Raw genomic sequence first — 12328 nt, 5'->3', positions numbered from 1 at the left:
ACCCCATGATCAGTCCAATTATTCCATAACATAACCAAAGTTGTAGACCTGATATGATCATTTTTATCAACTCCGTCACCTTTTTAATAGTTTATGCAGGATAGCTAAAGAGGTGAGGGATGATACGCATTATATCAGGCTCCTAATGGTTAGGTGCGTTCATAGACGTCGAACACGTGTGGAAATATATTCTTCCGATCTAGGACTCCGGGAATGCGGTTTACTAAACGCCATTCGTCTGAATTGAATCCTGTAAAGTAGGTGTCGCCTTCAAATTCCGCGTCAATATGAGTAATATAAAGCCGATCCGCAAAAGGCAAAAAGGCTTTAAAAATTCCAGCACCGCCAATGATGAAGCATTCATGACCATAGGCAGTACCACTTTTCAAAAATGCATCAACTGACGAAAATGTTGTTACATGTTCTTCAGAGAAGTCCGGGTTATGTGTCAGAACGATGTTTTCACGGCCGGGTAAGGGTTTACCAATGGAATCAAAGGTTTTCCTCCCCATAACAACGGGATGACCAAGCGTTTTTTGCTTGAAATAACGCAGATCATTCGGCAGATGCCAAGGCAACTCATTTTTATTACCAATCAGCTGATTACGGTCCATTGCGAGTAGAAAGGAAATCATACCGACACCTTACCTTTAATCGCAGGATAAGGATCATAATCAATAAACTGAAAATCATCATAATCAAAATCAAAGATTGATGAAACAGAGCGCTTGATTACGAGCTTTGGCAGTGTTCTTGGGTTACGCTCAAGCTGAGTCTTGACTTGATCAAGATGATTGAGGTAGATGTGCGCGTCACCAAGCGTGTGGACAAATTCCCCCACTTTTAATCCGGTAACATGAGCGATCATATGCGTGAGCAGCGCATATGAAGCGATGTTAAACGGCACTCCAAGAAAAATGTCCGCGCTGCGTTGATAAAGTTGACAGCTTAAACGACCATCATTGACATAAAACTGAAAGAGGCAATGGCATGGCGGCAGTGCCATATCCGGTATATCCATCGGATTCCAAGCCGTCACAATTAGTCGACGGGAATCGGGATTCATTTTTATTTCATTAATGAGGTTGGTTATTTGATCGACGGTTTCCCCATTTTTTCCCGGCCAAGAGCGCCACTGGTGACCATAAACCGGACCAAGATTCCCCTCTTTATCCGCCCATTCATTCCAAATACGTACACCGTGCTGTTGCAGATACTTGATATTCGTATCCCCTTTGAGGAACCAGAGCAGTTCGTAAATAATTGATTTATAATGCAGCTTTTTTGTCGTCATTAACGGAAAACCATCTTGTAAATTGAAGCGCATTTGATGCCCAAATACACTAATTGTTCCGGTTCCGGTACGATCGTTTTTCTCATGACCTTCGGAAAGTACCCGTTGGCAAAGATCCAAATATTGTCTCACAGCTGATCACTCCACTTTTCTATTGCTGATTTCTAGTTTATCATAATCTGCTCGTTTCAGATACGACAGAAATTGCATGAATCAGAAAGAGATCTTTTTATGTTTTCCCTACTGTTCACTAACTTTTTTATTAAAGAAGGTAAGCGCGAATAATTCATATGGCCGCACATAAGCATGATACAAGGTTTAATACTTTGGGGGGGATCGCGATGAACGCTGATAAGCAGCAGAGCAATCCACTAAATCAATTGAGGCATAAACAACCGGATGCATTAATTGATGAGTGGAATCAAATCTGTCAAACCGATCGCGAACGCGCATTAACATGGATCAATGATCCAAAGTTAGAGTTCCCGGTACTTTACATGCTGAGAGAGCAATTGGAAACACGTGATGAGGATCTCGATCCTCGCGCTCGCATTGCTTTGGCGCAGATCCGTAATGTGCTGCAGGGAGCTGATATAGGTGTAACTAAAGTTGCCGCATTTGCCACTCAGCATGATGAAGTAGTTGGTGCAATGCATTGGATGCTTAATACCGGTTGGAAAAATATTGTATCAACCGATTTTACACAAGTGATCGACCAGACAGCGATCAATTTCTTGCACACATACCATGAAAATTGGCTTAAAGAAATGGTTGATCTTGTCTTATATCGATACAAGAATAAAAGTCAACGCCATTATTTGATTTGCGCCATGTGGGAAACGGCGGATCCAATCTGTCTCGTCTATCTGTCAAACTATCTCTTATCCGATCAGTCTGTCGAGAGCAACTATGCTCGCCGCACGCTCGCGTTCATTCCCGAAGTGCGGCATGCGCTTGACAATCAATCAGCCATGCTCGCTTTTGAAACGTGGTATGAAGAGAATGCACACTACTTGGTGTATACAGGTGAAACGAATGACGCTGTGCCCGGAGGCCGCCCCTATCGTATTCACTACAGTGCGAAATACCTCGGAAAAATTGTTTCACCAAGGAGCGGCGAGCCTATTCAAGCGCTTCTGTCCAAGGAAAAAAAGAATTATTTTGAGTTCATTAAATTACCCGTTCGTTTACAAATAAGTCTGTCCGCATACTCAAGTCTGCTTCGGAAACAGCAGCCGAAGATTTGGCGTGGCTGGGTCGTTCAACCAATTAAAGAGCAGCTTCAATCCATCAGTACACCTGCACATGGGAGGTATAATCTATGATCATCGCCGCAAACGAACAACTTTCAGCCGATGATTACGGAAGTTTCGCTGTCAACGGTCGTTTCGCTCCAGCTATTTTCAGAGCCATGGCGGAGTCTCATGAATGGTTTGCCTTTCCCTCACAACATGAGCTTCACTTTGAAATCAAGCTGAGAAATGAGACAATTGAAGGCGCACGCGCACTGCTTGCGAGTGGCGCATCTTTTGCAACCTTTTACTACTCTGAATGCAACGATTACTATTGGACGTTAACCGGCGACGGAGGATTTGAATTAAAGCCTGGAATGGCAGCTTCAAAAGCCGTTAATGATATTTTTGTCAATGGTGAAGCGTACGCCTTCGAATGCGCGACTGCCATGATGATTATTTTCTATAAAGCTTTAATTGAGACTATTCCGGAACAGCGATTCGACGATGTCTTCCAGCATCTCTATCTTTGGGACTGGCAAAACCATCCTTTCTTTCCGTTAAGAAATACGCCGCGAGTCGGTGGTGGCATTCCTGGTGATGTCCGTTATTTCAAGAATCCTGATGTCAGCCCGCAAACGCCGCAGTGGCAAGGTGAAAACGTCGTGGATCTTTCTGATGGCATGTACTACGGTCATGGAATTGGTATCATGCCGGCAAACCAGATTATAGCCGAGCTGAATAAATTTCGACGTATCGGATCTATGACCTCGGCATTTCTAATGAGCAATGCTACGCGGCCAAATTATCTGGCTCTATCTGCTCTCGCAGACGGCCAGCAAATGGAAGGAATCCGAATTGCCGCCGGTACCTCCTTCTACACATTCTGATTCTTGTCCAATTTTTTTGGCAACAACAAGGCGATGCTGAATGCAATCAACGCAAGCACGAAAAATACGATGAATAGACTATGAATACTCATTGTGAGAATTTCGCGCAGCACGCGCAGCATGGATGTATGCGGCTGTACGTGCCCTTCAGGATGGACAAGTTGATTTAACTGATCGATTGAATAGTGCGCGCCCCCCTCTTCGTGAATGGCTTGTTTTGCTTGGGCGTTAAAATACATGCCGAAGAATGCTGCGCCGATTGTCTGCCCGATACTACGGAAAAATTGGTTGGATGCAGTAACTGTTCCGCGCAGCCCGCTCCCCGCGGCGGACTGTGCCGCGATTGTCGTCAATGTTAACGTTATCCCAAAGCCTAAACCGAGTATCGCTGTTAAAATGTAGAGCGTATATTGATTGCTTCCGCGATCCAGCAATGTCATCCATAATGTGCCTATAAGAATGAATAACGCGCCGAGGCACTCACTTTTCCTTAATCCTAATTTAGGAAGTAGTCGGTCACACCAAAACGAACCTGCCATCCAAGCGAGGGACATTGGTGTCAGTACAAAACCGGAAGCCATCGCACTATAGCCAAGCAGTCCCTGAATCCACATAGGCATATAAATATCATTTCCGATGAGTACGGCACTTGCGATGAGCGCAAGTATATTTGTCACCAGCACAATTGGTGATTTCAAAATTGAAAGTGGAATCATTGGGTCCTCTGCATGGTTCTCAATAAATGTGAACAACCAGAGCAGTAGAATGGATAGGATAAAAAAGATCAGATTCCATGAGTTGTCCCAACCCATTTCGCCAACCCGCTGCAGCGCAATAAGCATAAAGATCATGGCGCTCGCGAAAACTCCCGCTCCCGCAAAGTCAATCGATTTGCGTTCACGATTCCAATGTTCATGAAGCCCCATTGAAACAAGAACGATTGTAACAATGCCGAAGGGAAGATTAATAAAGAAAATCCAATGCCAAGACAGAGTGTCGACAAAGAAACCGCCCACAAGTGGACCAAGTATACCGGCTATGCCCCAGATCATTCCCATCATGCCAAACATCTTTGCCCGTTGTTCCACAGGATAAATGTCTCCGATAATGGTTGTGCTTAGTGTCATCACTGCGCCCGCGCCAATCCCTTGAATTCCGCGAAATATGATCAGCGTATGCATCGACCAAGCGAATCCGCATAGAATGGATCCAGTCAAGAAAATCAATGTACCCATCGTAAAGATACGCTTTCGACCAAAGAGATCTGCCAATTTTCCAAATAGAGGCACCGTTACCGCAGAAGTAAGCATGAAGATTGAAAAAGCCCAATCCATGATACGTATTCCTTGTAAATCACCTATTATTTTCGGCATTGCCGTACTGATGACCGTTCCTTCGATCGCAGTCAAGAAAGTACCAATCATTAAGCCGATAAGCACTAATTTTTTATTTGTCAGATTCTTCACTATGGTTGCCTCCAAAATATTCCGGTAACTACTCAGATCATCTCATTGTAGTAGGAATGAGAGAAACTCGTCAAATGAAATTGTGATGTCCACGCAAAAAAGAGCCCGTGAAGGCTCTCTGTTCTCGTAAACCTCTCATTCACCGATTCAATTTTTCAAGCAAACGATTGATTTTTTCGTATAATCGTTGGTATTCCTCGGAATTTTTTAAGCGGTCTGTTACATCATTCAATTCCTGTTTTATATGATCAATTTCTGTTTTCAGTGACTTGGTTACCGATTCATTCTGTTTTTCTTTTTCATCTTCATCAGCCATGTTTACATGAACGCGTATTCTTGATAAATCTTTTAAACTCTTTTTCACCTTATTCAACTGTTTAGTTAGTTTGTCTTGAACGGAATAGGAGTGATTGTTGTCATCCATGTTAAGTTCATCTTTAAGTGCATCCTGTAAAATTCTGGAATAGTTAAGATCGGCATTTTTCGCTGCATCGTCTAACCACTTAGGGATCGTCAGCGTCTTTTTCACTGCCTGATTTTCCATTTTTTTCCGAAATGGAGGCATCCATGTATCAATCAGCGTCACAAACTGTTCAGGGTCAGCGTGGATTGACGTAACTTCTGAAGGCTCAGGAGCCTTTTCGCCTTTTTCCTCAAGATGATAAATGTAAATGGCGAGTGCTTCCTTCGCGTGGGTAAATCCTTCTTCACTATTTTTCGCTGTGGCAGTGCATTCAGGCAGATCCGGGAAAGCAATGGTTATCTGACTGGTTTCCGTTGTGAAGATTGCAGGATAAACGTACTGATCTTTGACCATTTGAATCACCTCACCACTAGTATAACACGTATTAAATACGTATCAAACCCATAGAACACACGCGTTTTTCCATTAGAAAAAACCGGACAAAAAGCGCCCGGTCTTTACTTCCGCGTTGCTTACAGGACATGCTTTCGCAAGATGCGGTGACTTTCGCGTTGCATACAGGTCATATGCGTCATTAGCGAAAGATCCTTACATACGAAAGCTCCTCTACTGTTAACGAACATTCCTTTGCTCCAAATGTCATTTTCGATCATCAACCTTGTCTTGAACAGACATTTCTAGTTCATAAATCATTTTGATCCTTGATTAAGTAACGTGGCCGGAATAAAATAAGCGGAGATTTTCCGGCTATTTGCATCATGGCGCTTGTTTTACGGGTACATAAGGGTAATTATTCCGCTTATGCACAGAAAAACCCTCCATTTTCACGTTTTTCGATTCGATAAGCGGAATTTCTCCGTCTATTTAAGCGATTTTTTCATTCATTTTCTAATTAAGCGGAATTTTTCCGTTTATTTCTCAGATTGGGCACTTATCAAACCTGGCAAAAAGCGCCCGATCTTTACTTCCGCCGGATACGACTTTAAATCATCAACCTTGTGCTTGAATTGATACTTCAGCTGCTCGCTTGCCGCGAGCGTCTCGCGCTTTCGTGTCTGGAGTTAATTTATTGATAAAAATGCCGCTTATCCCAGTATCTGCAGGCGCAAAATCATATAATTTTTTTTATGTTAGAAAAACCGGGCAAGCCCGATTTCTTAACGATGGTAAAGAAGCATATAATCAAAAATGTTAAAGGAACGTAAATACCGTTTACTCTTTTTTCACACTATCGCTTCTGAAGAATGGTTCTGTGCTGACTCCTGTACATAACGATTTCGCGGATGGTGATAACAAGCCTCGCTGCATGATCGACGATGCGTTTTCTCACATTCCTCGCAGCATATGATTTGCTTATTGCATTCAGGATTGGCACAGTTCACGATTCGATCACATGATTTCCCGCAATGATGGCAATGACCGACAATAACATCTTCATCCGTACGGTTTACCGGAACGGAAATACGCTGATCAAAGACATAGCATTTCCCGTCGTAGAACTTTCCCTTAACTTCCGGATCTTTTCCATATTCAACAATACCGCCATCAAGCTGACTGACATCTTGAAAGCCGGCGCGAAGCAGATAGCCGCTAAATTTCTCACAGCGAATCCCTCCTGTACAGTAGGTGAGCACCTTCTTCTCTTTAAAATCAGAAAGGTTTTTCTCAATCCATTCAGGCAAATCACGAAAGTTACGGATATTCGGTAAAATTGCGTTGCGGAAATGCCCAATTTGCGTTTCATAATCATTTCGAGCATCAATAAGGAGAACATCTTCATCCCGCATCGTCTCAAGGAAATCCTTAGGCTTTAAATGCTTACCCGTCAGTTTATGCGGATTAATATCATTGTCAAGGTTGAATGCGACGATCTCTTTACGTGGCCGAACATGCATTTTCTTAAAAACGTGGCCGTCTGCTTCATCAATTTTAAACGGCATATCCGCAAATCGCGGATCCTGATGCAATGTATCCATATAGATCTGCGTTTGTTTTGCTGTGCCAGAAACCGTCCCATTCAGACCTTCTCCCCCAACTAGAATACGGCCTTTCAATCCAAGCTCTTTGCAAAAGCGGAGATGATCCTGCGCGAATAGCTTTGGATCATCAATCGTTGCATAGTGATAGTACAAGAGCACTCGAAATTGTTTTTTCTCTGTCAATTTAATCACCTCATATTGATCAGTACGATCCGATCACTTCATTCCTTTGTTTATCCTATCAGATTAAATCAGTTGTGACAATTATCACATATATTTTCTTTTTTAGGACAAAGATGAAAAATGAGTCAAATTCTGTTATGGTTACGATAGAAAAATGCTAAAGTGAGGACGAACAACAATGGATTTTGATGTGATTGTCGTAGGCGGCGGTCCTGCAGGATTAATGGCTGCAATTGCCGCAGCAGAGCACGGTGCCCATGTGCTATTGCTCGATAAAGGTGATAAATTGGGTAGAAAATTGGCGATCTCCGGAGGCGGTCGGTGCAATGTCACAAATGCGATGCCAATTGATGAATTAATTCGGCATATTCCCGGAAATGGACGTTTTTTGTACAGCGCTCTATCATCTTTCGATAATCAGGATATTATCCATTTTTTTGAGCAGTTAGGGGTCGACTTAAAGGAAGAAGATCATGGACGGATGTTTCCGGTTTCCAATAATGCGAAATCAGTAGTGACTGCACTTTTAAAAGAAATGCACGCGCTGAAGATAACCATTAAAACGAACACGCCTATTCAGACTGTTCTCTACACGGATCGAGTAAACGGTGTCAAAACTAAGAACGATGAAAAAATATCGGCAGCTTCAGTCATTGTTGCGGTTGGGGGTAAGAGCGTTCCAAGAACTGGAAGCACTGGGGATGGGTATGCTTGGGCAAAGGCTGCAGGTCATACCATCACTGAACTCTACCCTACTGAGGTTCCGCTTGTATCCGATGAACCCTTTATCCAACACAAAACACTCCAAGGACTCGCATTGTCTGATGTCTCCGTAACATTGGTCAATCCGAAGGGAAAAGCCATTCAGACACATCGATGGGATATGATTTTTACTCATTTTGGACTATCCGGACCTGCCATTCTTAGACTAAGTCAGTTTGTCGTCAAGGCATTGAAGAAATTCAAAACAAAAGACGTCACTGTGCTCATTGACAGCAAGCCGGATCTTCATGAAAATGAATTGAGTACGCAGCTGCTTGGACTTGCCAAAAACGAGCCCAAAAAAGCCATTAAAAACGTTTGGAAGGGCACTGTACCTGAACGATACCTTATGTTCCTCTTAGAGCAAATCCCGTTATCGCCGGATCTGACTTTCCACGACCTATCTAAAGAAGATGTCCGGAAAATGACTGAAGCATTAAAACGCTTCCCAGTTCGTATTTCAGGCACGCTCTCGATTGAAAAAGCATTTATAACGGGAGGCGGAGTTTCACTAAAAGAAGTGAATCCGAAATCAATGGGATCCAAATTAATGCCGGGGCTTTTTTTCTGCGGCGAAATTCTCGATATTCATGGATACACCGGAGGATACAATATTACATCAGCATTTGTAACCGGACACGCTGCCGGAACAGCAGCTGCAGCACATGCTGTTGAGCAGCAACAAAATTAATTCGATCATAATTTGTAAGACGCAAAAAGCCAGCGCATTATCTTTGCGCTGGCTTTTGATTTTGTTCACTTAAAACAACCCAACCACGTTTCCATCCTTATCGATATCCATATTCAGAGCTGCCGGTTGTTTCGGGAGCCCCGGCATCGTTAGAACGTTGCCGGTCATCACAACGATGAAACCTGCCCCTACAGATGCTTTTAGTTCACGCACATGAATCGTGAAGTCTTTTGGTCTGCCAAGTAATTTTGGATTATCTGAAAGTGAGTATTGTGTTTTGGCAATGCAAATTGGGAATTGACCCCAACCGTTTTGCTCAATCGATTTCAATTGTTTTCGAGCCTTTGGCGAATAGTCCACGTCTTTGCCGCCGTACACTTTGGTGACAACGGCTTTGATTTTATCTTCTACCGAATCATTCAGTTCATAAAGCGGTTTGAAATGATTTTCTTCTTTTTCAATGGTTTCTACAACTAATTGAGCGAGTTCCTTTCCGCCTTCTCCGCCTTGTTCCCAGACCTTGGATAAAGCGACAGGATGTCCATTCGCCGCACACCAATCCGTAACATAAGCAACCTCACGATCTGTATCGAAAATGAAATGATTGACTGCGACGACATAAGGGAGACCAAAGGACTTAATGGTGTCGATATGGCAAGCTAGGTTTTCCATACCGCGGGCAAGCGCGTCGAGATCTTCATGCTTCAGCTCGTCCTTTGTTAATCCCCCATGCATCTTGAGTGCGCGAATCGTTGCCACAATAACGACAGCGCTCGGATCAATATGTCCGGCACGCGTCGTTATGTCGAGAAACTTTTCCGCGCCGAGATCCGCACCGAATCCTGCCTCTGTAATCAGATAGTCGCCTAATTTAGCCCCGATTTTCGTTGCGAGTACGCTGTTGCAGCCATGCGCTATGTTGGCGAATGGTCCGCCATGAACGAATGCCGGCGTATTTTCCAAAGTCTGCACAAGATTTGGATGAATCGCATCTTTTAGGAGTAAGGTCAGTGCGCCTTCAACTTTTAAATCACGAACGAACACCGGTGCGCCTTCATAGGAATATGCAATCAACATTCGGCTAAGCCTTTTTTTCAAGTCTTCAAGATTTTCTGAGAGACAAAGAATTGCCATGATTTCCGAGGCTACTGTAATATCAAAACCATCTTCGCGAGGCACACTATTTGTCCGTCCGCCGAGCCCGACGATGACGTGTCTCAGCGCGCGGTCATTGAGATCAAGCACGCGTTTCCAAACAATCCTCCGGGCGTCAATGTTAAGCGCATTCCCTTGATGAATATGATTATCAAGGAATGCTGAGAGCGCGTTGTGAGCAGTCGTGATTGCATGAAAGTCACCGGTGAAATGCAAATTGATATCTTCCATAGGAACGACCTGGGCATAGCCTCCTCCAGCCGCTCCTCCCTTCATTCCCATTGTCGGTCCCAGGGACGGTTCGCGTAAAGCAATCACGGTTCTTTTCCCAATTTTGTTCAGAGCTTGACCTAATCCAACAGTAACCGTGGACTTTCCTTCGCCTGCCGGAGTTGGATTAATCGAAGTCACGAGAATTACCTTGCCATCTGCTTTACCATTCATTTTACTCAGAATATCTACTGATACTTTGGCTTTGTAACGCCCATAAGGTTCCCAACTGCTTTCATCTAAGCCGAGTTGATCGGCGATCTTACTGATCGGCTCGAGTACAGCACTTTGGGCTATCTCAATGTCCGACTTTACTTTTTTCGACGTTTCTGACATTTTCTCATAATCACCCATTCACTATTAAAGTTGTTCAGCCATTTTTCTTCTATTATGATAACATAATGTGAGCAATGCTAAAATGACATAAAATTCTATTGCATAACAAATTTATTAAGACGCATTGATCGATGAGGATGTGACAAATGTGATTGAAGTTTCATTTGATGGCGCGACAGTAGGCAATCCAGGTCTTGCCGGAGGCGGGATATACATAAACGAAGGAAACGGGACAGAAATCAGGCATTCAATCTCCCTTGGAGAACTTTCAAGTAATCATGAAGCCGAATTTGCCGCATGCGTCGCTGCGCTCAAATGCGCGCGTGATAGGGGCTATCGGATCGTCTCGTTCAGGACGGACTCCCAGCTTGTTAATCAAGCATTAGAGAAGCGGTATGTTAAAAATGTTCAATTCATTCCCTATCTGAATGAGGCCATGCGATTGATCGAAGAATTCGACCTGTTCTTTTGCAAATGGATTCCGGAAAAACAAAATAAAAATGCCGATTCGCTAGCACGTTCAGCGATCCGCACACAAATCAATGCGAGACAGAAAAAGGAGGACAACTTTTGAAACTAAAACATGTGTTACTTGCTGATTCCGTCCTGATTGGAATCACTTTCATATGGGGTACAACTTTTATTATTGTTCAAAATATATTGGATAAGCTGACACCGTTAACGTTCAACGCTTGGCGCTTTTTTTTCGCCGCCTTATTTCTCGCACTATGGCAATTTATGTACAGAAAAAAGAGTAAATCAGTCGTCCGCCGATACAGCTGGTCTGTAGTGGGTTCCGGCATACTTTTAGGCGTTTTTTTATTCGCGGGTTATGTCTGCCAGACAATTGGTTTGCTTTACACGTCGGCTTCGAACGCCGCATTCATTACAGGGTTAAGTGTCGTGCTTGTCCCAATTTTTTCCGCGCTTTTATTGCGGAATGCGCCGCGGCCGGCTGCGATTTCCGGTGTTGTTTTTGCTGCAATAGGTTTGTTTTTCCTCACCACGCGAGGTCAATTCTCTTTAAACAAGGGTGACTTGATCGTTCTTGTCAGCGCTGTAACCTTCGCGCTGCACATTATCTTCACGGCAAAAGTTACCGAACGCTATAATAGTTTATCTCTGACCATTGTGCAGCTCAGTGCAGTCGCATTTTTGGCATTTGTTGTCGGAATCTTTTTTGAGGGCGGCAAAGCATTTGATATGCGCCTATTGCTTCAGACCGATGTCATTATTGTGATCCTGTTCATGGCATTATTTGCAACGGCTTTCGCGTTTCTTCTGCAAACGGCATTGCAAAAAGAAACACCAGCCACTCATGTTGGTATTATTTATATAATGGAGCCGGTCTTTGCCGCATGGACTTCTGTTCTTTTTCAAGGCGCGCAGTTTGGGCCGAGTGAATTAACAGGATCTATTCTGATCCTGTTCGGCATGCTTCTCGCTGAATGGCCGGTTAGAACTCGTAAAATCAGTCAGTCAAATAGATCACAGCTTTAGTACATTTGGCTTTGCCAAGCCTTTTTATTCGTATCAGAATTAGAAAAACCGGGCAAAAAGCGCGCGGTTCTTACTTCCGCAGGATACTTTGGCTTTCGCGTTGCATACAGGACATATGCGTCATTAGCGAAAGGTCCCTTTGATTC

11 protein-coding genes are annotated in these 12328 nt (G+C 43.6%); 5 read left to right on the top strand and 6 right to left on the bottom strand.

All coding sequences use genetic code 11. The features are described from left to right. Positions 1-149: 149 nt before the first annotated feature. Both ABWW58_RS12785 and ABWW58_RS12780 read right to left on the bottom strand, forming a co-directional pair. Entirely contained in the window at positions 150-635 is a 486-nt protein-coding gene (locus ABWW58_RS12785; RefSeq protein ID WP_353869496.1) for a dihydrofolate reductase, read from the bottom strand. Further along, positions 632-1426 (bottom strand): thymidylate synthase, encoded by a 795-nt coding sequence (locus ABWW58_RS12780; RefSeq protein WP_353869495.1) that lies wholly within the window; start codon positions 1424-1426, stop codon positions 632-634. The genes ABWW58_RS12785 and ABWW58_RS12780 overlap by 4 nt, the downstream gene beginning before the upstream one ends. 209 nt (positions 1427-1635) lie before the next feature. Between ABWW58_RS12780 and ABWW58_RS12775 the strand changes: the two genes are divergently transcribed. Both ABWW58_RS12775 and tgl read left to right on the top strand, forming a co-directional pair. Further along, on the top strand, positions 1636-2619 hold the full coding sequence (locus ABWW58_RS12775) for a hypothetical protein (protein ID WP_353869494.1): 984 nt from the start codon (positions 1636-1638) through the stop codon (positions 2617-2619). Next, positions 2616-3416 (top strand): spore coat transglutaminase TGL, encoded by an 801-nt coding sequence (tgl, locus tag ABWW58_RS12770; protein ID WP_353869493.1) that lies wholly within the window; start codon positions 2616-2618, stop codon positions 3414-3416. The genes ABWW58_RS12775 and tgl overlap by 4 nt, the downstream gene beginning before the upstream one ends. Here the strand turns inward: tgl and ABWW58_RS12765 are convergent. The 3 genes from ABWW58_RS12765 to trhO all read right to left on the bottom strand — a co-directional run bounded on the left by ABWW58_RS12765 (position 3404) and on the right by trhO (position 7468). Then, a complete protein-coding gene (locus ABWW58_RS12765; RefSeq protein WP_353869492.1) occupies positions 3404-4882 on the bottom strand; it encodes an MDR family MFS transporter in 1479 nt (492 codons plus the stop codon). The two genes, tgl and ABWW58_RS12765, sit on opposite strands and share 13 nt — an antisense overlap. Positions 4883-5021: 139 nt before the next feature. After that, positions 5022-5699: a type II toxin-antitoxin system HicB family antitoxin gene (locus tag ABWW58_RS12760; RefSeq protein ID WP_353869491.1), complete on the bottom strand. Its 678-nt coding sequence runs from the start codon at positions 5697-5699 to the stop codon at positions 5022-5024. 830 nt (positions 5700-6529) lie between these two features. Then, positions 6530-7468 (bottom strand): oxygen-dependent tRNA uridine(34) hydroxylase TrhO, encoded by a 939-nt coding sequence (gene trhO / locus ABWW58_RS12755; protein ID WP_353869490.1) that lies wholly within the window; start codon positions 7466-7468, stop codon positions 6530-6532. 178 nt (positions 7469-7646) lie between these two features. Here trhO and ABWW58_RS12750 point away from each other — a divergent pair, with 178 nt between their 5' ends. Then, positions 7647-8921, top strand: a complete 1275-nt coding sequence (locus tag ABWW58_RS12750; RefSeq protein WP_353869489.1) for a BaiN/RdsA family NAD(P)/FAD-dependent oxidoreductase — start codon at positions 7647-7649, stop codon at positions 8919-8921. Between the two features lie 69 nt (positions 8922-8990). Here ABWW58_RS12750 and ABWW58_RS12745 read toward each other — a convergent pair whose 3' ends face one another. Then, a complete protein-coding gene (locus ABWW58_RS12745) occupies positions 8991-10682 on the bottom strand; it encodes a formate--tetrahydrofolate ligase (RefSeq protein WP_353869488.1) in 1692 nt (563 codons plus the stop codon). A 148-nt stretch (positions 10683-10830) separates the two neighbouring features. Here ABWW58_RS12745 and ABWW58_RS12740 point away from each other — a divergent pair, with 148 nt between their 5' ends. Together ABWW58_RS12740 and ABWW58_RS12735 are read left to right on the top strand one after the other, a co-directional pair. After that, entirely contained in the window at positions 10831-11256 is a 426-nt protein-coding gene (locus tag ABWW58_RS12740) for a ribonuclease HI family protein (RefSeq protein WP_353869487.1), read from the top strand. After that, a complete protein-coding gene (locus ABWW58_RS12735; RefSeq protein WP_353869486.1) occupies positions 11253-12182 on the top strand; it encodes a DMT family transporter in 930 nt (309 codons plus the stop codon). The genes ABWW58_RS12740 and ABWW58_RS12735 overlap by 4 nt, the downstream gene beginning before the upstream one ends. The last annotated feature ends 146 nt before the right edge of the window (positions 12183-12328 follow it).

Source organism: Sporolactobacillus caesalpiniae, from assembly GCF_040513385.1.
GTDB lineage: Bacteria > Bacillota > Bacilli > Bacillales > Sporolactobacillaceae > Sporolactobacillus.
Note: the sequence above shows the minus strand (reverse complement) of the source record. Positions and strands in the feature narration are given on the sequence as shown.

Bases quoted from the DNA above. Each gene is read 5' to 3' on its own strand.
- ABWW58_RS12785 (WP_353869496.1), bottom strand. From the start codon at position 635: ATGATTTCCTTTCTACTCGCAATGGACCGTAATCAGCTGATTGGTAAT.
- ABWW58_RS12760 (WP_353869491.1), bottom strand. From the start codon at position 5,699: ATGGTCAAAGATCAGTACGTTTATCCTGCAATCTTCACAACGGAAACC.
- tgl (WP_353869493.1), top strand. From the start codon at position 2,616: ATGATCATCGCCGCAAACGAACAACTTTCAGCCGATGATTACGGAAGT.
- ABWW58_RS12750 (WP_353869489.1), top strand. From the start codon at position 7,647: ATGGATTTTGATGTGATTGTCGTAGGCGGCGGTCCTGCAGGATTAATG.
- ABWW58_RS12745 (WP_353869488.1), bottom strand. From the start codon at position 10,682: ATGTCAGAAACGTCGAAAAAAGTAAAGTCGGACATTGAGATAGCCCAA.
- ABWW58_RS12775 (WP_353869494.1), top strand. From the start codon at position 1,636: ATGAACGCTGATAAGCAGCAGAGCAATCCACTAAATCAATTGAGGCAT.